Source organism: Holdemania sp. 1001095H_141210_F2, from assembly GCF_015558105.1.
GTDB lineage: Bacteria > Bacillota_I > Bacilli_A > Erysipelotrichales > Erysipelotrichaceae > Holdemania.
In genome coordinates this window covers 1-23,964 of sequence record NZ_JADNPO010000022.1, presented here as the reverse complement: position 1 = coordinate 23,964, position 23,964 = coordinate 1, and the positions used below count along the sequence as shown (strand labels likewise).

24 protein-coding genes are annotated in these 23,964 nt (G+C 52.4%); 1 reads left to right on the top strand and 23 read right to left on the bottom strand.

Going from position 1 to position 23,964, the window contains the following annotated elements:
* Positions 1 to 38: 38 nt before the first annotated feature.
* From I2G61_RS12090 to I2G61_RS12030, 13 genes are all read right to left on the bottom strand, one after another.
* On the bottom strand, positions 39 to 260 hold the full coding sequence (locus tag I2G61_RS12090) for a ferrous iron transport protein A (protein WP_072685398.1): 222 nt from the start codon (positions 258 to 260) through the stop codon (positions 39 to 41).
* A 13-nt stretch (positions 261 to 273) separates the two neighbouring features.
* Complete coding sequence (locus tag I2G61_RS12085; protein WP_195397574.1) at positions 274 to 483, bottom strand: FeoA family protein; 210 nt, start codon at positions 481 to 483, stop codon at positions 274 to 276.
* Between the two features lie 267 nt (positions 484 to 750).
* Positions 751 to 1,416 (bottom strand): HAD family hydrolase, encoded by a 666-nt coding sequence (locus I2G61_RS12080; protein ID WP_072685396.1) that lies wholly within the window; start codon positions 1,414 to 1,416, stop codon positions 751 to 753.
* Positions 1,400 to 2,161: a DUF975 family protein gene (locus tag I2G61_RS12075; RefSeq protein WP_072685395.1), complete on the bottom strand. Its 762-nt coding sequence runs from the start codon at positions 2,159 to 2,161 to the stop codon at positions 1,400 to 1,402. The genes I2G61_RS12080 and I2G61_RS12075 overlap by 17 nt, the downstream gene beginning before the upstream one ends.
* Before the next feature lie 175 nt (positions 2,162 to 2,336).
* Positions 2,337 to 3,113 carry a twin-arginine translocase subunit TatC gene (tatC, locus tag I2G61_RS12070; protein ID WP_072685394.1) on the bottom strand — a complete coding sequence of 259 codons (777 nt, stop codon included), beginning with the start codon at positions 3,111 to 3,113 and terminating at the stop codon, positions 2,337 to 2,339.
* A gap of 5 nt (positions 3,114 to 3,118) precedes the next feature.
* Complete coding sequence (tatA, locus tag I2G61_RS12065) at positions 3,119 to 3,292, bottom strand: twin-arginine translocase TatA/TatE family subunit (RefSeq protein ID WP_072685393.1); 174 nt, start codon at positions 3,290 to 3,292, stop codon at positions 3,119 to 3,121.
* A gap of 29 nt (positions 3,293 to 3,321) precedes the next feature.
* On the bottom strand, positions 3,322 to 3,813 hold the full coding sequence (locus I2G61_RS12060; RefSeq protein WP_072685392.1) for a twin-arginine translocase TatA/TatE family subunit: 492 nt from the start codon (positions 3,811 to 3,813) through the stop codon (positions 3,322 to 3,324).
* 100 nt (positions 3,814 to 3,913) lie between these two features.
* Entirely contained in the window at positions 3,914 to 5,239 is a 1,326-nt protein-coding gene (locus I2G61_RS12055; RefSeq protein ID WP_072685391.1) for a helix-turn-helix transcriptional regulator, read from the bottom strand.
* 102 nt (positions 5,240 to 5,341) lie between these two features.
* A complete protein-coding gene (tuf, locus tag I2G61_RS12050; protein ID WP_072685390.1) occupies positions 5,342 to 6,526 on the bottom strand; it encodes an elongation factor Tu in 1,185 nt (394 codons plus the stop codon).
* 78 nt (positions 6,527 to 6,604) lie between these two features.
* Entirely contained in the window at positions 6,605 to 8,683 is a 2,079-nt protein-coding gene (gene fusA, locus I2G61_RS12045) for an elongation factor G (RefSeq protein WP_072685389.1), read from the bottom strand.
* A gap of 39 nt (positions 8,684 to 8,722) precedes the next feature.
* Complete coding sequence (gene rpsG, locus I2G61_RS12040; protein ID WP_006058545.1) at positions 8,723 to 9,193, bottom strand: 30S ribosomal protein S7; 471 nt, start codon at positions 9,191 to 9,193, stop codon at positions 8,723 to 8,725.
* A 14-nt stretch (positions 9,194 to 9,207) separates the two neighbouring features.
* Positions 9,208 to 9,627, bottom strand: a complete 420-nt coding sequence (gene rpsL, locus I2G61_RS12035; protein WP_039864122.1) for a 30S ribosomal protein S12 — start codon at positions 9,625 to 9,627, stop codon at positions 9,208 to 9,210.
* Between the two features lie 515 nt (positions 9,628 to 10,142).
* Complete coding sequence (locus I2G61_RS12030; protein WP_072685388.1) at positions 10,143 to 11,165, bottom strand: MerR family transcriptional regulator; 1,023 nt, start codon at positions 11,163 to 11,165, stop codon at positions 10,143 to 10,145.
* 216 nt (positions 11,166 to 11,381) lie between these two features.
* Here I2G61_RS12030 and I2G61_RS12025 point away from each other — a divergent pair, with 216 nt between their 5' ends.
* Positions 11,382 to 12,830: an FAD-dependent oxidoreductase gene (locus tag I2G61_RS12025; RefSeq protein ID WP_072685387.1), complete on the top strand. Its 1,449-nt coding sequence runs from the start codon at positions 11,382 to 11,384 to the stop codon at positions 12,828 to 12,830.
* 301 nt (positions 12,831 to 13,131) lie between these two features.
* Here I2G61_RS12025 and I2G61_RS12020 read toward each other — a convergent pair whose 3' ends face one another.
* From I2G61_RS12020 to I2G61_RS11975, 10 genes are all read right to left on the bottom strand, one after another.
* The gene (locus I2G61_RS12020) at positions 13,132 to 13,530 is read right to left on the bottom strand and encodes a metal-dependent transcriptional regulator (protein WP_072685386.1); all 399 of its coding nucleotides are present in this window, start codon (positions 13,528 to 13,530) and stop codon (positions 13,132 to 13,134) included.
* Between the two features lie 363 nt (positions 13,531 to 13,893).
* Complete coding sequence (gene feoB / locus I2G61_RS12015) at positions 13,894 to 15,888, bottom strand: ferrous iron transport protein B (RefSeq protein ID WP_072685385.1); 1,995 nt, start codon at positions 15,886 to 15,888, stop codon at positions 13,894 to 13,896.
* On the bottom strand, positions 15,888 to 16,115 hold the full coding sequence (locus I2G61_RS12010) for a ferrous iron transport protein A (RefSeq protein WP_072685384.1): 228 nt from the start codon (positions 16,113 to 16,115) through the stop codon (positions 15,888 to 15,890). The genes feoB and I2G61_RS12010 overlap by 1 nt, the downstream gene beginning before the upstream one ends.
* 436 nt (positions 16,116 to 16,551) lie before the next feature.
* The gene (locus I2G61_RS12005; protein WP_072685383.1) at positions 16,552 to 17,568 is read right to left on the bottom strand and encodes an HD domain-containing protein; all 1,017 of its coding nucleotides are present in this window, start codon (positions 17,566 to 17,568) and stop codon (positions 16,552 to 16,554) included.
* A complete protein-coding gene (locus I2G61_RS12000) occupies positions 17,565 to 18,419 on the bottom strand; it encodes a DMT family transporter (protein ID WP_072685382.1) in 855 nt (284 codons plus the stop codon). The genes I2G61_RS12005 and I2G61_RS12000 overlap by 4 nt, the downstream gene beginning before the upstream one ends.
* Complete coding sequence (locus I2G61_RS11995) at positions 18,416 to 19,123, bottom strand: YaaA family protein (RefSeq protein WP_072685381.1); 708 nt, start codon at positions 19,121 to 19,123, stop codon at positions 18,416 to 18,418. Before I2G61_RS11995 ends, I2G61_RS12000 begins: the two co-directional genes overlap by 4 nt.
* Positions 19,120 to 19,467 (bottom strand): arsenate reductase family protein, encoded by a 348-nt coding sequence (locus I2G61_RS11990; RefSeq protein ID WP_072685380.1) that lies wholly within the window; start codon positions 19,465 to 19,467, stop codon positions 19,120 to 19,122. The genes I2G61_RS11995 and I2G61_RS11990 overlap by 4 nt, the downstream gene beginning before the upstream one ends.
* A 79-nt stretch (positions 19,468 to 19,546) precedes the next feature.
* Entirely contained in the window at positions 19,547 to 21,322 is a 1,776-nt protein-coding gene (locus I2G61_RS11985; RefSeq protein ID WP_072685379.1) for a flavocytochrome c, read from the bottom strand.
* Positions 21,319 to 22,071, bottom strand: coding sequence for a response regulator (locus I2G61_RS11980; protein WP_072685378.1), 753 nt, complete (start codon positions 22,069 to 22,071; stop codon positions 21,319 to 21,321). The genes I2G61_RS11985 and I2G61_RS11980 overlap by 4 nt, the downstream gene beginning before the upstream one ends.
* Positions 22,068 to 23,786, bottom strand: a complete 1,719-nt coding sequence (locus I2G61_RS11975) for a sensor histidine kinase (protein ID WP_229056914.1) — start codon at positions 23,784 to 23,786, stop codon at positions 22,068 to 22,070. The genes I2G61_RS11980 and I2G61_RS11975 overlap by 4 nt, the downstream gene beginning before the upstream one ends.
* Between the last annotated feature and the right edge of the window lie 178 nt (positions 23,787 to 23,964).

The following is a 23,964-nucleotide window of genomic DNA, read 5'->3' as shown; positions in this document are numbered from 1 at the left end:
GCTAACTATATACCCAAAAAAGACAGGCCCTCCGGCCTTTAATCCACTTCGATCATCTGGGCGTCGGCTTTGCGCAGCGATAATTCATAACCGCGGACGTTGATCTCCACCGGATCGCCCAGCGGCGCAACCTTGCGCACATAGACTTCGACACCCTTCGTAATGCCCATGTCCATGATTCGGCGCTTAACCGCGCCTTCGCCATGAAGCTTCTTGACGGAAACGGTGTCTCCGACCCGGATATCCTTTAACGTTTTCATTCTATCCCCCCTTTTATATCATGATCTTATTGGCCATTTCCTTACTGATGGCCACACGGCACCCCTTCACCTTGACGATGACGTTGCCCTGGTTCTGCGAAACGAGCATGACCTCGCTGCCTTCGGTAAAACCGAGTGAATTTAAGAAACGCCGAACTTCTTCCTTCCCGCCGATTCGTTTTACAGCGTTGATCTGTCCAGCCTGTGCGAATGTTAACGGCATCAACCTCCCCCCTCCTTGAAGTAAAAAGATCAGTTTAATTAGCTTTAGCTAACTTACAGGTTATATGTTATCTTAGACTAACAATTATGTCAATCTTTTTTTGAAGGATTTTCCTTTTTTCTGAGCATTCAGCTTGACAAATGCTTTTTACTTCATGGCCTGAGCTGTGGTTTTGCTCTTTAGCTTTCCCAAAAAAGAAAAAGGCCAGGTTCCAGCCTTGATTCCTGTATTCCGAATCCGCTTTCCCCCGCCTGTTTTATTCATCTCCTACAACAGATCGAGCAATTCCTCAATCCGGTAAATCCGCGGCAAATCCGCCTGACACTGCTGTCCCGGATTCGCAAAAATCCAGATCGGCTGCATGCCTGCCCGGTAAGCCCCGATAATGTCGGTGAAGAACGTATCGCCGACAAACGCGATTTCTTCCGGCGGCAGCTCCAGCTGGCGCGCGCCTTCCAAAAAGATTTCCACATCCGGTTTGTGCGCTTTGAATTCTCCGGAAATGACGATCACTTCAAACAGATCCGCCAGGCCGCACAATTCCAGCTTACGCCGCTGCATCCGTGAATTCCCGTTGGTCACAATCCCAACCTTATATTTTTTCTTCAGCTGTTCCACCACGGAACGAGCCTGCGGAAAAACTACCGTATAATCGCCGAAGGTTTCATACCAGTCCTTGCACAATGCGTCGACCTGTTCCTGGCTTAAGCCGTATTCCTTTGCCAGCATCGAGTACATGTGGATTTTCTCGATCGAGCCATATTCGTCCCAGGTCAGCAGCTTCTGAACGACGTTTTCCCGCTCCACCGGCTCTTCCCGCAGCTGCGGAAACAGTGCGTCGACCAACTTCCTGATCTTGGCGTCCGCCGCCGCCTGCCGGTCGATCAGCGTATTATCCAAATCAAACAAAATTCCTTTAATCCCAGTCCTCATGCGTTCCTCCATAATATTGATTTCTGACTTCCAAATAGCACTCTGCATCCGTCTGATTGACGTATGGACGAATGAAATAAGTGCCGATATTGAATGTCACCGCCCCTAATAAATACCATAAAAAGAAGGAAAGATCCAGCACAAACAAATCCAGTTTGATTCCCTGCGTCATTTCCTGGGAAAGCGCCAGAATCTGCTGCGGATCAAGATCCGGTTCATCCTCAGTCAAATACGGCACAAACCGATAGCTGTATGATTTCACAATCCCCGGAATGACGAACAACAGTGAATACAAAGATACGATCAGATCCCGCCAGAATCCGGTCAGCGCTACCCGTTTCAATTCTTCCCATTGATTGAAGCAGCGAAACACATCGTTGGCGTTTTCCTCATCCGTGGACGCTTTTTTCATATAATTCATCAAACCGAAGCTCAGCGGATTCAGTACGATCAGCCGGATCAGCACCGCAACTGCCGCCGACAACAGCGTATACATCAAAACCAGCGGACCAAACAGCCCCATTAAGGAACTCAATCCAACAAACGTCTTGCCAAACAGCGTGATCGTCATGGCATCCAGCCATTGCGTCGTCGGCCCGCTGAAGTTGAAGTTGATCGAAAAGATCTTGAAATTTCCAACGCCATTCCCCAGCCAGTACAAAAACAAACACGCCACAAACAGTTTTAAATACTTTCGGCTCAATACCGCCTTGGCCCGGCTTTTTAATTCTGCGCGTACAAACATAATAATCTCCCCCATTCCAATTTCATTTTACACGAAGACTGTGAAAAATCCCAGAAAGAAAGCAGACAACTGTTCAATAGAGAACAAAAAAAGATCAGGATCGCTCCTGACCTGGTTTGAGAATCCATGCTTATGACTGTTTCGGCTCATCCTTAGCCTTCGCTTTTTCCTCTTCTTAGTCTTCCTCTTCGTCCTCATTGCCGGCAATTTTGCGTTTGCGGAAAACCCGGCACAGCCAGATGCTCAGCTGATACAGCAGCAGCATCGGCAGGGCGATCATGATCTGCGAGACAACGTCCGGCGGCGTAATGATCGCGGCGACAATGAAGATCACAACGATTACCACCGAGCGGCCTTTGACCATCCATTCCGGCCGCATCAGCCCCAGCTGAGTCAGAATTACCGTCGCAACCGGCATTTCAAACACCGTGCCGAAGGTGATAAAGATCGTCATGATAAAGCTGAGATAACTTTCAATCGAAATCGACGCGATGATCGACGCCGACGCGTTGACATGAATGAAGAAATACAACATGAACGGCAGCGCGATCTTATACGCGAACCCCGCGCCGAGAATGAAGAAAAACAAACCGGCTACCATCGCGAAGAAGAACACGAAGTTTTCCTTTCGTTCCAGCCCCGGACGGATAAACGCCCAGATTTCATACAGAATCACCGGTGAACCGAGGCAGACGGCGCCGATCAGCGCGACCTTGATATACTGCATGAACAGCGCCTGCGGCGAAAGGTAAACGAACTGATAGCCCAGCTCGGTCCCCTGTTGGGTCAACAGGTTGACAATCGGCCCCGCGTAGTTGAAACAGATCAGTAAGCCAGCGAACAGAACTGCGATCACAACCAGGATCCGGTTGCGCAGTTCTTTCAGATGACCGGTCAGCGACATGACCGCTTCATCATTCTCTTGTTCCTGTTTCTGTTTATGCTTCGCCATACTGCTTATTCTTCGTCGTCAGACTTGTCGGAATCCTTATTATCGGACATGCCTTCCTTGAAGTTCTTGATCGTCTTGCCAAACATCTTGCTTAACTTCGGCAGCTGCTTTGGTCCGAAGACGATGATGACGATAACTAAGATGACTAATAATTCCGTAGTTCCCAATTTTCCAAACATAATTTTTCCCTCCTGATTTTATTGATCAATTACGCGTTATGCGAGCGGCGGCCTGCGGTTTTAGCTGCTGGACGCTGACGGCGCGGTGCTTTGCGGCCCGTATATGCCTCCGCTAACGTCGGCTTTTCTTCAGCCGAAACTTCCGGCTGCATTTCCGCTTCTGTCTTTGCTTTTGCAGCGGCGGTTTCCGTCACTTCCGCTTCGATGACCTCCGGCTTGGCCTCTTCCTTCTTCGCCGGCTTGCCAATCGTCTTGAATGACTTCGTCACATCGTCGATCGACTTGTTGACGTCTTCCTTCAGCGACACGATCGGTTCGATCGCTTCCTTTAACGGCGCGCTCGCTTCATCGAGCGGTTCGACGATATTCTCGCGGATGTCCTTGGACAGATCGCCCGTCACTTTCTTGACTTCTTTCAGCGACGCCCCCAGCTTTTTAGCATAGATCGGAAGCTTCTCCGGTCCTAAGACCACCAGCGCGATCACACAGATCACAATGATCTCGGCAATTCCTATCTTCATACCCCGTTTCTCCTTTGTGAGATTATTATAACAAGTCGCCTGAGATTTGTATAGCGTATATTTATATTTTTATCATTTTATTTTTTGATATATTGACCATTCACGCAAGAACACAGACCGCCTTGCAGGCAGGCAGTTTCTTTTGCAGCCAGCTGCAGAGTTTTTCCGCATGATCCAGTTCCTGAGCCGAGCGGCAGATCAGTTCAAATTTCCAGTTTTTCGTAACCCGGGTTCCCAGACGGGCATAGACCTGAGCGATCAATTCCTCAAATTCCTGCCGATCCTGCAGGTCAAGCAGACAGTCCATCCGCAGCTGCAGCGTGACCGGCAGCTGGCGCTGGCGCACGATGTTCATCAGCAGATCGAAGCCATACCACGTCAAAACCCGCTGCTGAGCGAGCATCAGCACATTATCAGGATGATACAGATCGAGATTCAGCTCCAATGTTGACGATTTCATTGCCGGACACTCGCGCAGCCACAGATACTGCTGATACAGACGGGTATCCGTCTTCACATAGTCCAGCTGACATTGCTGCGCCGCGACATAACGCAGTCCTTCTTCCACAGGCAGAACCACTTCATCCGGACAGCGCCCCTGCGTCCACTGACTTTTCCACTGACTTGGCGTCATCTGAAACTCCTGCTGGAAATTGCGGTAAAAATACTTGGAATCGGAAAAGCCGCACGCCTTGCAGATACCGGCGTTGCTTTCCGGTGTAAACAACAGCTGCCGCTCCGCCTCCCGCAGCCGGCAGCGGCTGACGCACTCCAGAAACGTCATATGTTCATTCTGTTTCCACAGCTGGGCAAAATAGCTCTTCTGCATTTTCTCCGCATCCGCAGCCTGCTGCAGCGTCAGCTTCGCTTGCAGATGCGTTACAATATAATCAATGATCCGGTAATACCGCACGAATTTATCTTCACTGACCGCCCGGAACTGCCGGTTAACTTCGTTCTGCACATTATATTCCATAACCAGCGTCAGGCCCAGCTTTTCTTCCATCAGCGGCCGCTGAGCCACTTTTTCTTCCTGATTGAACAACGCGTAGGTTTCCAGGATATCCTTCAGAAAAATACAATCGCGGTAAACCAGCGATACCTCGCGGGTTTGATCGGGATCGACTAACGAATCCACCAGCTGAAGACGCTCGGCATAGGGATAGCTGACCTGCGGCAGCAGCGCCGTTTCAATCTCCACACACAATGCCGTGCAGCCTTCGCGCGATGTCATGGCCCACACTTCCCCGGCATTGACAAAAAAAACATCCCCGGCGTTCATTTCACTCAGCCGGCTGAACCGCTTCACCTGGGCCTGACCCTCCAGAAGGGCGACAACACTCAAAGCGGAGTCGGAATAACGCAGCGCCGTCTGATGAAAGCGCAGAACTTGAGAGGTAATGTAATCATGTCGGAATGGTTTCATGCGATTTTCTCCTGTTTTTTATTATAGCATTCCCCCTGTCCAAACGCAAAAAAGAGATCCGCAGAGGATCTCTTTTCAGAATTTTTTAACGATGACCGAAACTTATTTAATGATTTCGATAACGTTTCCGGAACCGACGGTACGGCCGCCTTCACGGATAGAGAACTTTGTTCCCTGTTCAACAGCGATCGGAGCGATCAGTTCAACCGTCATTTCAACGTTGTCGCCCGGCATGCACATTTCAACGCCTTCCGGCAGTTTGATAACGCCTGTAACGTCCGTTGTACGGAAGTAGAACTGAGGACGGTAGTTGGAAACGAACGGTGTATGACGTCCGCCTTCTTCCTTCGTCAGAACGTAAACCTGAGCCTTGAATTCCGTGTGCGGATGAACGCTTCCCGGCTTCGCCAGGACCTGTCCACGCTGTACTTCATCACGGTTAACGCCACGCAGCAGCGCACCGATGTTATCGCCTGCTTCAGCGTAGTCCAGCAGTTTACGGAACATTTCGATACCGGTAACAACGGTCTTCTTGGAATCATGGATACCGACGATTTCAACTTCTTCGCCCAGCTTCAAGATACCACGTTCAACACGGCCTGTCGCAACAGTACCACGGCCTGTGATGGTGAAGACGTCTTCGACAGCCATCAGGAACGGCTTGTCAGCGTCACGTGCCGGAGTCGGGATGTAGCTGTCAACAGCATCCATCAGTTCGTCGATCTTGCCTTCCCAAGCCGGATCGCCTTCCAGAGCCTTTAATGCGGAACCGCGGATAACCGGAGCGTTTTCGCCGTCAAAGCCATATTCGCTCAGCAGTTCGCGAACTTCCATTTCAACCAGGTCGATCAGTTCTTCATCGTCGACCATGTCGCACTTGTTCAGGAATACAACGATTGCAGGAACGCCTACCTGGCGAGCCAGCAGGATGTGTTCACGTGTCTGAGGCATCGGTCCGTCAGTTGCCGCAACAACCAGGATCGCGCCGTCCATCTGAGCTGCACCAGTGATCATGTTCTTGATGTAGTCAGCGTGGCCCGGGCAGTCAACGTGAGCGTAGTGGCGAGTAGCCGTCTGGTATTCAACGTGAGCTGTGTTGATTGTAATACCGCGCTGCTTCTCTTCCGGTGCACCGTCGATCTGGTCGTAAGCTTTCGCTTCCGCCATACCGTTCTTTGCCAGGTGGTTTGTAATAGCGGCTGTCAGTGTAGTTTTACCATGGTCAACGTGACCGATGGTACCGATATTGACATGCTCTTTAGATCTGTCAAATTTTGCTTTTGCCATTTTGCAAATTCCTCCTAATTTTCCATTCAATTAGCCAAGTCTATTTTAAGATAAACGTCCGAAGAAATCAAGGTCAGATTACTCAGCGGAAGCGTTTTTCTTGGCGATTTTTTCAGCAATGCTCTTCGGAACTTCTGAATAGTGGTCCATCTGCATTACATAGTTGCCGCGGCCCTGGGTAAACGAACGCAGATCCGTGGAATAACCGAACATTTCAGACAGCGGTACGAAAGCGCGGACAACGATTGCGTTGGCACGTTCTTCCTGATCGCGGATCTGACCGCGGCGCTTGGTGATGTCGCCCATCACGCTGCCGAGGTATTCGTTTGGCGCTGTGACTTCAACCGACATGATCGGTTCCAGCAGCACCGGCTTACATTTCTTAGCCGCTTCTTTCAAGGCCATCGAAGCCGCAATCTTAAACGCCATTTCAGACGAGTCGACTTCATGGTAGGAACCGTCGAACAGCGTAGCCTTGATATCGACAACCGGATAGCCTGCGACTAAACCGTTGTTCAGCGCTGCCTCCAGGCCTTCCTGAGTCGGCTTGATGTATTCGCGCGGAACGGTGCCGCCGACAACAGCGTCGATAAATTCGAAGCCCTTGCCTTCTTCGTTGGGTTCAAATTTGATCCAGACGTGGCCATACTGACCGCGACCGCCGGACTGACGGACAAACTTGCCTTCGCACTCGGCCGCCTGGCGAATCGTTTCACGATAAGCAACCTGCGGCGCGCCGACGTTGCATTCAACCTTAAATTCACGGCGCATCCGATCGACGATGATGTCCAGATGCAATTCGCCCATACCGGCGATGATCGTCTGGCCTGTTTCTTCATCCGTGTACGTCTTGAACGTCGGGTCTTCTTCCGCCAGCTTCGCTAACGCCAGGCCCATCTTATCGGAGTCCGCTTTGGTCTTCGGCTCAACGGACATCTGGATAACCGGTTCCGGGAAGACCATCGATTCAAGGATGATCGGGGCTTTTTCATCGCACAGCGTATCGCCGGTCGTCGTGGCCTTTAAGCCGACCGCCGCCGCAATATCACCGGCGAAGACTTCCGTGATTTCCGCACGGTGATTCGCGTGCATCTGAACGATACGGCCGAAACGTTCGCGCGTATCCTTCGTCGCATTCAGGACGTAAGAGCCTGCCGTTGCCGTTCCGGAGTAAACGCGGAAGTAAGTCAGACGGCCGACAAACGGGTCGGTCATGACCTTGAACGCCAGCGCCGCAAACGGTTCGCTGTCGTTGGCATGACGGGCTTCCTGCGTGCCGTCTTCCAGGTGACCCTGGATGGACGGGATATCCAGCGGGGACGGCAGGTAGTCGATAACAGCATCCAGCATCAGCTGTACGCCTTTGTTCTTATAAGCGGAACCGCACAGAACCGGGAAGAATTCCGACGAGCAGACGCCCTTACGGATCGCCGCTTTGATTTCAGGAATCGTTGGCTCTTCGCCTTCCAATACCTTCATCATCAGTTCATCATCGTAATCGGCTGCTTTTTCGATCAGCTCCGCCCGCAGCTGCTGCGCCTGTTCCAGCATATCCGCCGGGATTTCCTTGACTTCCATCTTGGTTCCCAGATCGTCAGCGTAGAAGATCGCATTCATTTCCAGCAGGTCGATGATGCCGCGGAATGTGTTTTCCGCGCCGATCGGCAGCTGGATCGCCGCCGCTTTCGCGCCTAAGCGATCGCCGATGCTGCGCACCGACATCATGAAGTCTGCGCCGGTCGCATCCATTTTATTACAGAAAACGATCCGCGGAACTTTATAGGTCGACGCCTGACGCCAGACAGTTTCCGTCTGCGGCTCAACGCCGGCTTTGGCATCCAGAACGGTAACCGCGCCGTCTAAGACACGCAGGGAACGTTCAACTTCAACCGTGAAGTCGACGTGACCCGGAGTATCAATGATATTGATGCGGTGGCCTTTCCAGGAAGCGGTTGTGGCCGCAGAAGTGATCGTGATGCCACGTTCCTGTTCCTGCGCCATCCAGTCCATCTGAGAGGCGCCGTCATGGGTTTCTCCCAGTTTATGAGTTTTTCCGGTGTAATAAAGGATACGTTCCGTTGTGGTGGTCTTGCCAGCATCAATGTGAGCCATGATTCCGATATTACGGGTATTTTCTAGCGAAAATTCACGAGCCATAAATTTCTCCTTTCGTAACTCTGCAGATTCTGCAGCCGCTTACCAGCGGTAATGAGCGAAAGCCTTGTTGGCTTCGGCCATCTTGTGGGTATCTTCCTTCTTCTTGACGGAAGCCCCGGTGCCGTTGGCCGCATCCATGATTTCCGCAGCCAGACGCTGTTCCATGGTTTTTTCATGGCGCAGACGGCTGTAATTAACCAGCCAGCGCAGACCCAGCGTCAGTCTTCTTTCAGAAGAAACTTCGATTGGGACCTGGTAGTTGGCGCCGCCGACACGGCGAACCTTCAGTTCCAGCAGCGGCATGATGTTGGACAGAGCCTGTTCAAAGACTTCCATCGGCTGACGTCCGGTCTTCGCTTCGACGATATCGAAAGCGTTGTACAGGATATCCTGAGCGACGTTCTTCTTGCCATCCAGCATCAGCTTGTTGATTAAGCGAGTGACCAGTTTCGAATTGTAAATTGGATCGACCAATACATCTCTCTTCGCAATATAACCTTTTCTTGGCATGTGTTATTCCCTCCTTATTTCTTAGCTTTCGGCTTCTTTGCCCCGTACAGAGAACGGCTCTGATTCCGGTTGGCAACGCCGGCGCAGTCCAGAGTTCCGCGGATGATGTGGTAACGGACACCTGGGAGGTCCTTAACACGGCCGCCGCGGATCAGAACAACACTGTGCTCCTGCAGGTTGTGACCGATTCCTGGGATATAAGCTGTAACTTCCATTCCGTTGCTCAGACGAACACGCGCGTATTTACGCAGCGCCGAGTTCGGCTTTTTCGGTGTCATGGTACCGACACGGGTGCAGACGCCTCTCTTCTGTGGAGATGCGATGGTGGTGGCCTGACGCTGCAGGCTGTTGTAACCTCTGTTTAAAGCCGGGGACTTCGATTTCCAAACCTTGTTCTCACGGCCCTTGCGGACTAACTGATTAATCGTTGGCATGGTTTTTCTCCTTTCGATCTTTTCAAGCACACACTTCCAAGCGTGCCATTCCTTGGCATAAATATAAGTTTCCACGCAGGAAACCCTTATTCGTAGCTAAGCGAGGTTAATTCTAGCGGATATTCAATGAATTGTCAACGAGAAAAGAACAACCTTTTTAGAAATTTCGCATTTCTTTTCCGGTTTCCCGCGCAATCCACTGTTTCAGGCGTTGCATTTTGCGGTTTTCTTCGTTTTCCAGCTCTTTTTGTATACCCTGAATCCCCTCTTTTATACTTTGATAGACACGAATTCCAGAAGATTCCCAATTATTTCCCAGTCTTTAACCCCCCCCCAGAGCCTCAAACATTTCTTTGTTTGCGTTGTTCTGCGTTCGTTGTTTTCCTTGCCGGTCTAAGCGATTGAAAGTTATTATTCCAATCGTTCTTTTTGCTTATCAAAAATCGCTGCGCCGCGGTCTTCGGCCAAGACGAGGTTACTCTTTCGCATACTTTTCCCATCGCAAAGCAAACTGCTTAATATAGCGAAGGCTTCAGCCACTCCCGCAGCTGTTCGACCGGGCAGGAAGAAAACAGGCTGCAGCTGAAGGTATAGACCAGAAACAAATCGGAGTCCAGACCTTGCCCTATTTGAAATTTTCCATGCAGCGTTGTCGTCAGGCGTTCGATTAACGGCAGCGACTTCGGATTTTTCCGGACATTTTCCAGAATCGTTTCCAACCGCTGCATGCACAGCGTGAAACGATCGCTGAACTCCATCATCAATCCCAGCAGCGCGCTTTGATAAAATTCCAGAGTCGGACGCAGAATCAGCTCATACAGCAGCAGCCAGACCGCCTGCAGATGTTCGTCTTCACTTAAAAGCTGACACTGGTTTAACAGCTCTGCTTCAAAGGGTTCCAGCGAATCCCCCTGCGACAGCCGCAGAAACAACGCGTACTGTGCTTCTGTCGACCGCTGAATCTGCTGCGCGCTCAGATGATAAATCAACTGCTGCAGGACGGTCAGATTTTCTTTAAACTGCACCTTCAGTTCAGAAGAAATCCGATCCCACAAAAATTGCCGGTAGGGATCAACCTCGATATCCAGAAACGGCGCTAATAATAAAATTGCGATCATCCGCGCGTCGGAAACCATCCCCAGCGAATCCGCCAGGCGATTTTTGGGCAGCTCGTCAAAGTGCTGACGCGGCAGTTTCAAAAGAAGCTCCGGCGTCGCGTTGCAGGGAATGCTCTCCAGAAGATAACGGATCACTTCCAGCTGGGCCGCCATTTCATTGATTTTCTGCTTTTGTTGATAAACATGGCGATGCAGGAAAAAATTTAACGAAATGGGATACCGGAACGCTTCATGGATCACTTCGATCGGCAGTCCCAGCCGGCGCAGCCGCTGAATAATCTTGAGCGTTTTCAGATCAACTTCACTTAAATCATAATAACCATTTTCATTTTTGGCCGGACAGACCAGTCCTTCCTGAATGTAAAAATGCACTGCCTTGCGGCTTAATCCCGTTTTCTTGCAGGCTTCATGAACGCGCATGAAAAATCACCTCAGTCAAAGCATACCCGTACAGGACAGTTTTTTCAAGGAAGAATGTGAAAATAATAATTAAATGTTCAGAAATGAGGACAAGTTGCGGAAATAAGCGAAAAAAAGACAGTAAAAATCCGGCTTGACTGTCCCGGTGACGGATGTTGTATTCTAAAAATCAGAAAGAAAGACTCATCATAACATGAGTTAAAAGAGGAAAAAGAAATGCGAATGAAGAAGTTCTTCCTGCCCCTTCTGGCAGCGCTCCTGTTCGCAGGATGCAGCGCAGCGCCAGAAGCGCAGACCCCAACTGTAAAATTTGATGCGGAAGTCGACTACCTGATCATCGGCGGCGGCGCGGCAGGCATTGCCAGCGCGGTTGAAGCTGCGGATCAGGGCGTTGAAAACATCATGATCGTTGAAAAAACCGGAATGCTGGGCGGCGCGGCCGTTTACTCCGGCGGAATCTTCGGCGGCGTGGAAACGGAAGTCACCAAAGCGCTGGATCTGCACGTGAATGTTGAGGATGTGATTGCGGAGCAGCAGCGGGAAAAGCACTACATTCTGGATGAAGAATTAACCCGGCTAACGATTGAAAGCGCCGGCAAAACGATCGACTGGATGATCAATACGCTGGGCGTTCCGTTTCAGCCGGAGGTCATCGTTAAAGACGGTTACGGTACGTTCCCGACCATCCATCTGGTCGAAGGCGAAGGTTCCGGCTTGCGCGAACCGTTTGAAAAAGCTGTTGCGGATCGTTCCATCGACGTGCGGCTGAATACGGAAGCCAAAGCCTTAATCATGGAGGAAGGCCGTGTCATCGGCGCGGAATGTGTGAACGAAAACGGCGAAACAATCCGGATTAAAGCCAGGGCGACGCTCATGGCTACCGGCGGATACAGCGCCAACGGGGATTTGATGGCTGCCGTGGCCGAGCAGAACCGCTATTTTCAGACGTCGAATTTAGCTTATCAGACCGGCGATGGTCTGGTGATGGCTGCTGCGGTGGGCGCAGGCGTTCAGAATCTTGATCAGATTCAGGTCTATCTGCGCGAGGTTGAAAACCGTACGAGCCAGTTCCCATATATGTTTACGATCTTTGTCGGTCAGGATGGCCGCCGCTTTATGGATGAGAAAAGAACGGCGCAGACCTGGAATCAGGAAATCAAAGATGACGTCGTTGATCTGTATGGAAGAACCGGCGTCGATTATTTCTGGAGTCTTGCCGACGAAGCATCGCTGGAAATGATGCAGATCGCAGACGCGGCTAAGGATCATGAAGGCGTCGTCGTTGCGGATACGCTGGATGAGCTGGCGCAGAAAACCGGAATCGACGCGGAAACGTTAAAAGCCACCGTTGATCGCTGGAACTCCTTTGCGGCAAAGATGGAAGATGAAGATTATGGCCGCACCGCGCAGTTCTGGTTCCCGATCTCAACGGGCCCGTACTATGCGTTAAAGACGACGTTCTTCTCCAGCGTTTGTCATGGCGGGATCACGAAAAACAGCAGCGCTCAGGTTACGCGGATTGACGGCAGCGTCATTGACGGCTTGTATGCCGCGGGTGAAGTGACCACCGTGACCAATTCCAACGGTTATACCATTTCCAACGCGATCACGTTTGGAAGAATCGCGGCTCAGCATGTCGCTTCTTCAATCCAGGAAGTGAAATAAGCTTCCCTGCACCGCTGTTCTATAAGAATCAGCGAAACAGACGCATCGCAATCTCAGTGATTGCGGATGTTTCATCGAAAAACGTCGTTCTATTATCAGAAACGACGTTTTTTGTTTTTACCTTCAACGATCCAAAACAAAAGGACCGCAGAAAAGGATCGGACACATGCCTGCTCTGTCATCGGCAATGTTCGCGCAATCCCGGCTGAATTTGACCTCCCGAATGTTTTGCGGCGGCCTTTTTGCGGCGACCGATCTTGCGCGGCACCATCAGAAAAGCGGCCTTCGCCGCTTTCGTGAATTACTTGTTTTTCTGTGCGTTGCGTTCCAGCGCCTCAGTCAGGAAGATCCGCAGTTTGTCCATGGTTTCATCGCTGACACAATGTTCCATATGACAGGCATCTTCCTCCGCTGTCGGTTCGTCGACTTCCAGCACTTCCGTCAGAAATCGTTTAAACAAAATGTGCCGGCTGTAAACTTTTTCGGCATATTGGCGGCCGGATTCGGTCAGGTGGATCGTACCGTAAATTTCCTGATGAATGTAGCCGGCATCCTTCAGGACGCCCATCGCCTTATTGACGCTGGGCTTGCTGACGTGAAGCATGGCGGCGATGTCGCTCATTCTGACGCTCGGGTTGCGCTGTTCCAGAATCAATATGCTTTCCAGATAATTCTCTGATGATTCATTAATTCGTTCCATAATGATCCTGCCCTCGCTTTCTGCTTTTTATTATAACAAATCCTTTGAATCAGAACAACTAAACCGCTTTCTTTCTTCGCAAATTCCAAGCTTGAATCCCAAACTGAACCGGCAGCCCCAGCCTTTGCTCGCGCGGGTACAGCGTCGGCCAGACGGACAGGTTAAACTGCGTCCGGCGGTCTCAGATCCTGAACCCCCCACAATATCAGCTGTAAGCAGCCCGCAGTGCATTCTGCGTCGTGCTTATTTTTCTTATGATGGAAACAGAACGTTTTCATCAGGCTATTCCCCCTCGCAAAAAGGAATCCGAATCGGATTCCTCAGCCCTTTTTTGAGATTGTCTTGGCAGCAGAAATTATCGACTTATATAAATAAGGAAACGACATGGTACACGACAAAGGAAACGCAATAGGCCACGCTGATTTGAAAGCCCATCGACTTGAGCGTATATTTCCAGCTGCCCGCCTCCGAGTGAATCGCTGAAATGGCCGCGACGCATGGCGCGTAAAGCAGCACAAACGTCATGAACGCGATCGCCGAGGCCGGCGTGAAGACGCGGGTCAAAACGCCTGAAAGCTGCGAAACATTGCCGACGTTGTACATGACCGCCATCGACGAGACGACGCTCTCCTTCGCGATCAGCCCGGAAATCAGCGCGATCGCCGACTGCCAGTGGCCAAAGCCCAGCGGGATCAGCAGCGGCGCGATCAACCGGCCGATCGTCCCCAGAATACTCGAAGTCGGATCCGCCACCATCTGCAGTGTGAAGCTGAAATTGGTCAGCACCCACAGCAGCACCGTCATCGAGAAGATGATCGTTCCGGCTTTGATCAGGAACCCCTTGGCCTTCTGCCACATGTGGATCATCGTGACCTGAAACGACGGAATCCGATACGGCGGCAGCTCTAAAATAAATGTGGATTCATTCTCTTTAAACACCGTATGGCGAAGCAGGAAGCCGCAGCCAATCGCAACCAGAATGCCCAGCACATACATGCTGAAGATCGCCACGCCGGAATGTTCCGGAAAGAAAATCCCGGCAAACAGGGCATAGACCGGCAGCTTCGCGCCGCAGGACATAAACGGAATCAACAGGATCGTCATCTTGCGGTCCTGTTCATGTTCCAGCACCCGCGAAGCCATGACGGCCGGCACTGTACAGCCAAACCCCATCAGCATCGGAATGAACGCCTTGCCATTCAGACCGATCTTGCGCAGCATCCCATCCATCAGAAACGCCGCCCGGGACATATAACCGCTGTCTTCCAGCACTGACAGAAATAAGAACAGAAGCATGATCTGCGGCATGAACGACAGCACGCTGCCCACCCCGCCGATCACCGTGTTGACCAGATCCAGCGCCCACGGCGCCACGGCCATCGAAGTCAGCGCCACTAACAGATTTGCTGCGAGCACGTCGTTGATCAACGTTTCAACCCAGCCCTTCAGCCCTTCGCCGATCGGGCCGAAGGTCACGATGAACATTAAAAATAAGATCAGAAAGAAAACCGGAATCCCCAAATACTTGTTGGTGACGATCATGTCGATGCGGTCGGAAACCGACGTCTCGCTGTCGCTCTTTTTTACGCATTGCTTCATCATCGCTTCGATCAATGCGTAGCGCATGTCTGCGACCGCCATGTCGATTTCCCGTTGTCCCCGCTGAGCGCAGAATTGCTTCTGCAGCGACTCCAGTTCGTTCAGCTGCGCTTTGGACATCCGCAGATCGCGGACGATCACCTCGTCGTTTTCCAGCATTTTCATCGCATAGAACTTGTCGTGGACATGATCGTGCCGGCAGGCTTCGCGGATCACGCTGATCTGTTTCAGGATCGCTTCTGTCGCCGGATCGTAGTCCAATACCGAGCTGTGTGTGTTGTGAACCAGCTCATGAATCAGTTCTTCCATGCCGCTGCCGTTTTTCGCGCTGATTGCGACAACCGGCGTATCTAACAGCGCTGCCAGTTTTTTCAAATCTATCGTTATGCCTTTGCCCTTCAGCTCGTCAAGCATGTTCACCGCGATGACCATCGGGATGCCCAGCTCCTTCAGCTGTAAGCTCAGGTACAGGTTGCGCTCGATGTTGGTGCCGTCAACGATGTTTAAAATCAAATCCGGATGTTCGTCCATGATGAAATCACGCGCGACGATTTCCTCCATGCTGTAAACGGACATCGAATAAATTCCCGGCAGATCGACCAGCGTGATTTCATGCTCCTCAATCTGAAAGGAACCTTCTTTTTTCTCAATCGTAACGCCCGGCCAGTTGCCGACATGCTGCCTGGAACCGGTCAGCCGGTTAAACAGCGTCGTTTTTCCGGAATTCGGATTGCCTGCGAGGGCGACTTTAAAATTCATTAACCGACCCTCCTGACTTCTATCGTTTTCGCCTCGTCTTTGCGCAGCGATAATTCATAACCGCGGCAGCGAATCTCAATCGGATCGCCCAGCGGCGCTACTTTTCTGATAAACAGGACAGTGCCTGTGGTAATTCCCATATCGATCAAACGTTTGCGGATCGCCCGTTCCCCGCTGACGCCGAGAACCTCCGCTTTTTCGCCGACCTGACAATCAAATAAGGTCATGCCATTCCTTCTTTCTAACTGTTCCAGTACAATTTTAGCATGGTCCCCAGCCATGTCAACGCATTTAGTTAAGATTAACTAACTTTATTAGCGTAAGGCAACTTCAGTGTTGTAAGTTGCCCGCAGGCAAGGGGGAAGCAAAAGTAAAAGAAGCTCTCTGCCGCCAGCGAAAGAGAGCTAAGATTTTGATCATCCTGATTGATTTTCCTGGGGGAAATTGTTAGGCAATACAGGGGGTGAGGATGATCAATAAGAGGAGGCTGCGGAATTTTCACCTTTCCTTTGAAAGTGAAAATCCGGGACCGCAGCGAACTTGATACACATGCAGGAAAGAGGAGATTTTAGCTGCATTTAAGTTAGTATTATCTAACTTATGATTAAATGTTACCACAGGATAACTGTTCTGTCAACAAAAAAGGCAGATTTTTTTCTGCCGTTATTTTTCGTTGGAAATTTCTTTCAGCCAGATCGTTTGATCCTGATGCAGAAACGCTTCGATCTCCGCCTTATAAAACGGATCAAGCTTGCTTAACCGCCCCTGATTCAGCACCAGCGGATCGATCCAGCGCCGCTTCGCTTTGACCTGCAGCCAACCTTCCTTTTGCCCCGGTACGACCGCCCGGCGCAGCTGATGCAGCTGGCAATAGGCGTCCCATGCCTTACAGCTTTGATCCTCTTGTTTCAGCCTGGCAATGACCTGCGGTTCACTCGTCATCAAGTCCTCCAGCGACAACACGCGGCGATGCAGTGCAGACCGGATTAAATCCGCCAGCCGCTGCATGGCATAGCGATCCTCATCCGCGACATAAATCCAGGAATTGATCAAAGCCAGCCGAGCGAATTCCCGTGCCCGCCTGAAGGAGCGAAACACCAGCTCCGGCTGACCGTGTTCATCATGAGCGGCGATCAGATCCGCATAGATCGCCCGCAGCCGATCCAAAGGATAGGCTTGAAACGCCAGCGCGTTGCCCAGCGTATATTCCAGCCGGTCTGCCGACAGCTGCGGCGAATCGTTATCCGCAATCGGATAGTGATGATAATCGCACACCTGTTCCGTACTCAGTCCGGCGCGAGTTAACAGCCGCTGCAATTCCGGCGACTGTTCAATCACCCGGCGCGTCGGCCCTTCCGTCGATTCCTGCGTCAGATGATCCTCGTTGAGGAAGTCGATCACATGCGCGAACACCGGCGTGCTGATATCATGAAGCAGCGCCGCGATTGTCTGAGCCCGATCCTGCGTGAAATGCCAGACGATCAACGCGGTTCCAACGCTGTGTTCATAACGGAAATAGGGTTTCGTCAGATGGCGATAGATCGGGTACCGGGTATATTCCAGCCCGCAGTTCATGCCAATGTCTTTCAGCCGCTTCATTGCGGGGATTTCCATCCACGGACGCAGCCATTGTGGAAAAGAACTGATATACACGGGATAAAGCGCACCTTCTTTAATCATCCGCCGACCTTCTGATTATGCCGGTACAACAGCACCGCAACGGCGATGATCAGTGCGTAGCCGACAAACGACAGCGCGTCCGGGATCTGACCAAAAACAATCCAGCCCAGGATTGCCGAGAAGACGACCTGGGAATAATCGAACACTGAAATTTCCTTGGCCGGGGCATAGCTGTATGCCGCCGTCACGCTGAACTGGGCGCAGGCCGCGGCCACCCCCGCTAACAACAGCGAGATCAGCTGAAACAGCGTCATCGGCGCGAAGCTGAACACCAGATACGGCAGCGTCACCAGACAGGAAAAAGCGGAAAAGAAGAAGACGATCAGCGGTCCGCGCTCGCCGCGCTGACTTAAACCGCGCACACAGGTATACGCACTGCCGGCGGCCATCGCTCCCGCAAAACCGACTAACGACGGCACGATCTGTTCGATCCGCAAGCCCGGTTTAATGATAAACAGACTGCCGACAAACGCCGCCACAACGCTCAGCTTCTGCACGTTATCGGCTTTTTCCTTCAGGAACAGCGCCGAAAAGATGATCACAAAAAACGGCGAAAGCTTGCTTAACATCGACGCGTCGGACATCACCAGATGATCGACCGCATAAAAATTGCACAGAATGCCGATCGTACCGAGCGTCGAGCGCAGGATCAGCAGCGGCAGATTCTTTTTCTGGAATCCAAACCCCTGATGACTGCGGATCAAGATCGCCGCCGCAACCCCGGCCGCCACCAGATTGCGGAAAAAGCTTTTCTGAATCGACGGCAGATCGCCGGATAATTTGACGAACAAATTCATGACCGCGAAGAAAAATGCGGACAATAAAATAAACTGAACCCCTTTGTTTTTCATTCCTGTTCCCCCTCTGCAAACACCCAGACCTCCGCTGTGGAAAGCTCCCTCTGGTAACGATAGCCCGCCACGTCCAGCGAACGCACGTCCGCGCGCCGCGTGATCCGCTGATCGACGATCTGACGCGCCATCCTGCCGCGCAGCTTCTTCGCTTCCATCGACGGCGCCTTCCGGCCGTTCTTCACAAACTGTACCGTCACCGCATCGGAAACATCGACCATCCGGGCGTACTCCTGCGACGCCAGAATCAGCACCTCCTCGCCGTCTAATGCCTGCCTTAAAAGCGGCTTCCACAAGGTTAACGGTGTCAGCGTGCCGGCTTTATCGACCGGATCCAGCCGGTACGGCCGAATGAAATCCAGCGGTCTTAACAAGCCGTAATACGCGGATAAAATCCGCAGGTGTTCCTCGCAATAGCGCCAGTCCTCCGCGCTCAAGGTTTCTGCCTGGAAATTGCGGAATGCTTCCCCATGAAAAGCGGCCAGCGCGGCGGCCGCCGGCTGCGGCTGATTCATCCGCGCTCTGTTTTCCAGCGCTGCTTTTTCCGAAAGCTTAAACTGCTTTTGCCATTGATCGACGGTCAGTTTTTTCAGTTCCTCATGAAGCAGCTCTGTCGTTTCCATGTACTGCGGAGTCTGCCCGGCAGGCACATCCGGCAGCGGCTGCCTGCGGAAGGTTTTGGCTGGCGATAACAGAATCTTCATATTAACGCGGCGTAGGCCTCGGCCTGATAGCCGACTAACACCTTGTCTTCCTTAATTAACAGCGGACGTTTCACAAGCATCCCGTCGCTGGCCAACAGCGCAATCATCTCATGTTCGCTCATTTGCGGCAGTTTTTCCTTCAGCTGCAGCGACTGATACAGCCGGCCGGACGTATTGAAGAATTTCTTTACCGGCAGGTGGCTGAGCGCGATCCACCGTTCCAGTTCTTCCGCGGTCGGATTTTCCCGGGAAATATCCCGTTCTTCAAACGACAGCCCCAGCTGATTCAGATGTTTCTTCGCTTTCATGCATGTACTGCATTTCGGGTAGCATAAAAATATCATGGATTTCCTCCTGTATCCTTCATTCAAATCAATGTCTTTATTGTAGCGGAAAGCCGGGTTGATTTTCAATGCTAACGATCTATTTCATCGCCAGCGCGCTGCGGGCTGCGATCCGGCCGAATGTCACGGTATCGGGAATTGAACAGGAGCCCAAACGGTTTGCGCCGTGGATCCCGCCCGTCACTTCCCCAGCCGCATACAGACCCGGAATCGGGTGGCCTTCGGTATCAAGGACGCGGGCTTCGGTGTCAATCTGCACACCGCCCATCGTGTGATGGACGGACACGACGGCGGAGAACATCATATACGGACCTTCCCCTAACGGCTGCAGCTGATCGGTCCGGCCGAAATCCGGATCCTGACCGGCTGCGGCGTATTGATTGTAGCGATCCACCGTCGCTTGCAGCGTCTTAACCGGAATGTCGAAGAACGCCGCGCATTCTTCCAGCGTCCCCATCGCCAACACGCCCTGGTCATAACAGCGCTGCACCTCCGCTTCAATCGTTTCATCCAGCTGCATCTCGTCGACAACCGACTGTTCGATCAGTTCGTAGATCATCGCACCGGTCTGGTTCAGCGCAGCTTCGGATAAATTATCGCGCGTTTCCTTTTCGTCGACAAACCGCTGCCCTTCCTTATTGACTAACAGCGCGTTGGCGGTCAGGCGGGCGTAATCAAGAAAATAATAGTTGCCGGTAGCCGGATTGTTGACCGGATAGAGCTGAATGTATTCCATCCCCACCAGATTCGCGCCGATCGCTTCCGCCATCCGCAGCCCGTCCCCGGTGATTGCCGGGGAGTTGGTCGTCGGGATGCTCGCGTCGAGCTTGTTCCAATGCGTGTCATACTGCATCCGCATTTCCACATTCGCGCCGAAGCCGCCGGTCGTCAAAATGACGCCTTTGCGCGCGTAAAAGCGCAGCGGCCGGCCGCCGCGGGTAGCCTCCACGCCGATCACCCGGCCTGTTTCATCCTGCAGGAAACGCTCTACGCGCGTGTTGTACTCCACCTTTACGCCTGACGATTCCGCTTTGCGGATCAACGTTTCCACATACTGCGGACCATCGCCGATGGGCCACAGCGTGCGCGCTACGGTATGCCCGCCATACCACGACTGATGATCGCGGTACTGCACGCCGACGGTATCGCGCAGCCACTCGGCGTTGCTTAAAGCATTGTCTGCCAGAATCCGCACCAGCTCCGGATTGCCGAGATTTTTTCCACCCTTCATTAAATCCTCATAAAACAATTCAGGACTGTCGTTGTCGATGCCCTCCTGAAGCTGCACCCAGTTGCCCGGCGCGGCAAATTCCCCGCCCGACATCCGCGTATTGCCGCCGCCAAAGGACATTTTTTCCACAATGCAAACTTCATCATGGCTTTGCGTCAGCGCTTCGATTGCCGCTGCGAAACCCGCGCCCCCGCCGCCGACGATCAGCACGTCGCATGCAATTTCCTGTTCCTCGTTTTCCTCGTCGCTCCAGCCCAGCTGATCCTCGCGGATCCCGGCCTGATCGAGCGCATCCTGCACGGCTTCCAGAAAACCTTTTGACGTGTACGTCGCGCCGCTGACGACTTCGACCTGCAGGGAATTCTTCGACAGAATTTCATCGCTCATCTGCACCATCGCCGTATCGAAGCCCGGGATTTCATTATGCGAGAGAATCTCGATGTGCTGGATCTGGTTGCGGTCGATCATCACATCGACCTTGATCTCGCCCTGCTTCCCCTGACCCGTACCGGTAAATGTCCCGCTGATGCGGCCCTGTTCATCCATCTTCCCCTTTGCGGCTGAGGAGGCAGTGCAACCGGAAAGCGCCAGACACAAGGCCAGCGCGGTCAATGCCCGCTTCATTCAGAATCCCCCTTCGTCACTTCGCCGCGGTATTCTTTGGGCGAAAGACCGGTTTGCTTCTTAAAAATCCGGGAGAAATAAAACTGATCGCTGTACCCGCACCGTCCGGCAATTTCCTTGACCGGCAGTTCCTTTTGGGCTAACAGCTTCTGCGCCAGCTCCATCCGCAGGTCGGTGATCAATTCCACCAGCGTCTTGCCCGTCGCGGTTTTCACAAGCTTGAACAGCGTCGAATGGCTGATCGAAAATTGTTCCTGCAGCTTCTCGGCGTTAAGATCCGGATCGGTAAAGTGTTCATATAAATAACGGATCAGGGACGCCGGCTCCGGCTCGGCCTCCTTTGCCTGGCGGATCAGCTTGCGTTGTTCCATCCGCTGCTGAAAGCGCGCCACGGACTGACGCAGCGCGTCTTCCAGCTCCTCATCCTCCACCGGCTTCAACAAATAGAAATCGACGTGATGCTGGATCGCTTTCTGGGCATAGCTGAAATGATCGTAGCCGGAAAGAATCAGAATCACGCAGTCGGGATCCTGCGCGCGGATTTGTTCGATACACTCCAGCCCGCTCATCAGCGGCATGTTGATATCCAGAACGAGCAGATCGGGCGTCATCTTCTCATAGTATTCCATGACCTGCCGGCCGTTTTCCGCAGCCGCGACCACCTGAATTCCCAGATCCAGCGATTCGATCTGACGGATTAAGCCCTTGCGGATATTTTCTTCATCGTCCCCGACCAAAGCGCGGATCATACCGATTCCTCCTTTCCTTTCACCGGCAGCGTCAGCGTCACGCACGTGCCGACGCCAGGGGTGCTGTCAATGCTCAGACGAGCTTTTTCGCCGTATTCAATCCGGCAGCGGCGCAAGACGTTCTGCAATCCGTAATGGCCTTCCATCTGTTCCTTTTGCAGCGCTTCGCGCAGCGCCGTCAGCGTGGCTTCATCCATCCCTACGCCGTCGTCCCGCACCTGAATTTCCAGCTGATCCCCGATCAAGCGGGCGCTGACCTGTATTGTTCCGCCGTTCTCCTTCGGTTTCAGCCCGTGATTAATTGCGTTTTCCACTAACGGCTGAATCAGGATTTTCAGCATTGGCAAATCGCGTGCGTCCTCCGCCAGCTCCAGCGTGGAATTCAGCTTCTGACCATAGCGGATTTTCTGCATCGTCAAATAGGCCTCGGTATGTTTAAATTCCTGCGCCAGCGTGATTTTTTCCTGACCATTACTTAAAAAGATCCGGAAGTAGGTCGACAGCGAGGTGATCGCTTTGGCCACCTCGTCGGCGCCCTGAGCCTTCGCCATCCACTTGAGATTATCCAGCGTGTTGTAGAGGAAATGCGGTTTGATCTGCGCCTGCAGCACCTTCAGCTCAGCCTGGCGTTTTTCCGCCTGTTCCTGATAAATCCGATCGATCAGCGAAATGATCTCGTCAAGCATCGCGTTGTAGGATTGACCCAGCGAGTCGATTTCATCATGCGTGCCCGGCAGCGTGTAGTAGGCGTCCAGCGTACCTTCCTCGACCTTTTTCATCCGTCCCTGCAGCGAGCGGATCGGCTTGAGCACCCACTGCACTAACGAAGCGCCCATCACGATGTTGATCAACAACAGCACGCAGAACAGAATCAGCACGCCGATTAAAATCTGATGGGTTGAGCGGCCGATCACGGAGTCCTGCACCAGCGTGCAGAATACCCAGTCGTCATATTCCGTAACCGGCGAAACAAACAACGTCGCCTGCTTTCCCCGGGCGTCGCGGACACGGAACTGGTCGGAGCTGGTAATCGAGCGCATATCCAGCTGATCCAACGCGCTGCGGGAAAGAACATTTTCAACGAAATATTCCTCGTCGGTCGTGATCAGATCTTTGTTGCGCGTCATGACCCAGCTGCGGCCTTCGTAGATCTGAACCGGATTGACGATTTCCTTTAAGCGCACTGTCGGGATCGCGGCGCAGATCAGCGCTTCCTTGATCCCCGTGCTGCCTAAAATCGGATAGTAAAACAGCATCACCTGCCGGTGTTCAGGATTGGTCACCGGCAGCGACAGAATAAATTCACGGTCATTCTGATAGGCTTGTTGGTAGTCGGTGTGATCCATCAGGTTTTCCACAGCGCTGGAGTTGATCCAGCAGAAGCCGTTTTTTCCGATATAAGAGAAGGTTTCCATCGTTTCCCCATTCTTCTTGTAAAGCTCGGTGAAGCGGTCGATCAACGGCGTAATCTCGCGCACGTCCATTGAGCTGAATGCCGGAATCGCGGCGATCGTGCGGTATTCCACCGCCATGCGCTTCACCCACATGCTGACCTCGTTAGCCTTTGATTCGACCATCTGGCTGATTGCGAAGCGGGTCTGGGTCATCGTCCGGGGACGCACCGCAAAGCCGATATACGCCCCCAGCGCGGAAAAGACCAGCAGGCTGGCCAGCGAAAAAAAGAAAATGATTTTATGCCGGATGCTGAACTTCATCGCGCTTCCCGTCCCCTTTATTTTCTTTATTTTACCATAAATCGACAGCCGCACGGCAGGAATTGCGTAAACGGGAAGAGCTTTTTGTCTTCATGGAAAGTGATGCATCACTGCTGTTTTTATATCAAAACCACCCGTAAAACGGGTGGTATCCTCTGGCCCTATAAGGGCCTTTTGT

Excerpts from the sequence above, each read along its gene's own strand:
- I2G61_RS12090 (WP_072685398.1), bottom strand. The coding sequence starts at position 260 with ATGAAAACGTTAAAGGATATCCGGGTCGGAGACACCGTTTCCGTCAAG.
- I2G61_RS12085 (WP_195397574.1), bottom strand. The coding sequence starts at position 483 with ATGCCGTTAACATTCGCACAGGCTGGACAGATCAACGCTGTAAAACGA.
- I2G61_RS12080 (WP_072685396.1), bottom strand. The coding sequence starts at position 1,416 with ATGAGGACTGGGATTAAAGGAATTTTGTTTGATTTGGATAATACGCTG.
- I2G61_RS12075 (WP_072685395.1), bottom strand. The coding sequence starts at position 2,161 with ATGTTTGTACGCGCAGAATTAAAAAGCCGGGCCAAGGCGGTATTGAGC.
- tatC (WP_072685394.1), bottom strand. The coding sequence starts at position 3,113 with ATGGCGAAGCATAAACAGAAACAGGAACAAGAGAATGATGAAGCGGTC.
- tatA (WP_072685393.1), bottom strand. The coding sequence starts at position 3,292 with ATGTTTGGAAAATTGGGAACTACGGAATTATTAGTCATCTTAGTTATC.
- I2G61_RS12060 (WP_072685392.1), bottom strand. The coding sequence starts at position 3,813 with ATGAAGATAGGAATTGCCGAGATCATTGTGATCTGTGTGATCGCGCTG.
- I2G61_RS12055 (WP_072685391.1), bottom strand. The coding sequence starts at position 5,239 with ATGAAACCATTCCGACATGATTACATTACCTCTCAAGTTCTGCGCTTT.
- tuf (WP_072685390.1), bottom strand. The coding sequence starts at position 6,526 with ATGGCAAAAGCAAAATTTGACAGATCTAAAGAGCATGTCAATATCGGT.
- fusA (WP_072685389.1), bottom strand. The coding sequence starts at position 8,683 with ATGGCTCGTGAATTTTCGCTAGAAAATACCCGTAATATCGGAATCATG.
- rpsG (WP_006058545.1), bottom strand. The coding sequence starts at position 9,193 with ATGCCAAGAAAAGGTTATATTGCGAAGAGAGATGTATTGGTCGATCCA.
- rpsL (WP_039864122.1), bottom strand. The coding sequence starts at position 9,627 with ATGCCAACGATTAATCAGTTAGTCCGCAAGGGCCGTGAGAACAAGGTT.
- I2G61_RS12030 (WP_072685388.1), bottom strand. The coding sequence starts at position 11,165 with ATGCGCGTTCATGAAGCCTGCAAGAAAACGGGATTAAGCCGCAAGGCA.
- I2G61_RS12025 (WP_072685387.1), top strand. The coding sequence starts at position 11,382 with ATGCGAATGAAGAAGTTCTTCCTGCCCCTTCTGGCAGCGCTCCTGTTC.
- I2G61_RS12020 (WP_072685386.1), bottom strand. The coding sequence starts at position 13,530 with ATGGAACGAATTAATGAATCATCAGAGAATTATCTGGAAAGCATATTG.
- feoB (WP_072685385.1), bottom strand. The coding sequence starts at position 15,888 with ATGAATTTTAAAGTCGCCCTCGCAGGCAATCCGAATTCCGGAAAAACG.
- I2G61_RS12010 (WP_072685384.1), bottom strand. The coding sequence starts at position 16,115 with ATGACCTTATTTGATTGTCAGGTCGGCGAAAAAGCGGAGGTTCTCGGC.
- I2G61_RS12005 (WP_072685383.1), bottom strand. The coding sequence starts at position 17,568 with ATGATTAAAGAAGGTGCGCTTTATCCCGTGTATATCAGTTCTTTTCCA.
- I2G61_RS12000 (WP_072685382.1), bottom strand. The coding sequence starts at position 18,419 with ATGAAAAACAAAGGGGTTCAGTTTATTTTATTGTCCGCATTTTTCTTC.
- I2G61_RS11995 (WP_072685381.1), bottom strand. The coding sequence starts at position 19,123 with ATGAAGATTCTGTTATCGCCAGCCAAAACCTTCCGCAGGCAGCCGCTG.
- I2G61_RS11990 (WP_072685380.1), bottom strand. The coding sequence starts at position 19,467 with ATGATATTTTTATGCTACCCGAAATGCAGTACATGCATGAAAGCGAAG.
- I2G61_RS11985 (WP_072685379.1), bottom strand. The coding sequence starts at position 21,322 with ATGAAGCGGGCATTGACCGCGCTGGCCTTGTGTCTGGCGCTTTCCGGT.
- I2G61_RS11980 (WP_072685378.1), bottom strand. The coding sequence starts at position 22,071 with ATGATCCGCGCTTTGGTCGGGGACGATGAAGAAAATATCCGCAAGGGC.
- I2G61_RS11975 (WP_229056914.1), bottom strand. The coding sequence starts at position 23,786 with ATGAAGTTCAGCATCCGGCATAAAATCATTTTCTTTTTTTCGCTGGCC.